The sequence below is a fragment of the Winogradskyella sp. A2 genome (assembly GCF_046762865.1).
GTDB lineage: Bacteria > Bacteroidota > Bacteroidia > Flavobacteriales > Flavobacteriaceae > Winogradskyella.
In genome coordinates this window covers 1-917 of sequence record NZ_JBKQXM010000021.1, presented here as the reverse complement: position 1 = coordinate 917, position 917 = coordinate 1, and the positions used below count along the sequence as shown (strand labels likewise).

The following is a 917-nucleotide window of genomic DNA, read 5'->3' as shown; positions in this document are numbered from 1 at the left end:
TGTCCTGATATAGCATAAGTGAAGTTAGCAGCTGGGTTTCCACCACTTGCCGAAACCCCTAGGGTACTGATCACATCGTCCACAAGGTTATCCTGATCTGCTATCGCATCAACCGAAATAGCCGGATACTGTACTAGGCTATAAACCTCTATGGCAGATACCTTTGGTTCGTCTACACCATCGGCACCTTCCGCATCAAACAAAAGGTTTAACTCTCCGTCGGATACACTTACCATAAAGGTCTTCGACACTTCGGTCTGTGGACCCACATCAGCATATATATCGTAATCATCCAATAATGTAATACCTTCGCCTTCCACATCAAAAACTCGGTCTCCAACACCTCCTGATCCTCCACCTGTCGCCCCAAAAAATATTTCGGCAAAATGCAATACCACCTCATAGTCACCATTAGGAACACTAAAGGCATACTCAAATGTCGGCGGGTTTGCGCTACGTTCCGTCTGGAACAATGGAGAAACCGTTGCGCTCGTATTCTCAAATGTCTTGCCTCCAACAAAGTTGGCATCAGCCGAAAATACCTCGCTATTGTAAGTCAACTCGGGACCACCGGCATTAATACGAAACAGCGCCAAGGGCACATCCGTTACCGTCCATGTAAAATTCGTCATAACATCCGCAGAACCCAATCTTGAGGTTGTTACTGCAACAGAATGTACACCATCGCTATTTGGACCTCCTATCAGTGCTAAAGCATCTATGGTTCCGCTGATCTCCCCTGTACTACTATCTATTGCCAATCCCGTAGGCTGACCACTAATACTGAATACCAATGGTTCATTGATATCACCGCCACTTGCAAGCACCTGTATGCTTACGGTCGTTCCTATCTGGTCTTGCTGATCGTCGATACTGGTCACTACCAATGGACCCGTAACCGTCCAATTAAAGTTAAT

1 protein-coding gene is annotated in these 917 nt (G+C 46.2%); it reads right to left on the bottom strand.

All coding sequences use genetic code 11. The features are described from left to right. The coding region (locus tag ACFWV9_RS16130; protein WP_411896261.1) for a malectin domain-containing carbohydrate-binding protein at nucleotides 1–881 on the bottom strand (881 nt) is incomplete at its 3' end. Nucleotides 882–917: the final 36 nt, after the last annotated feature.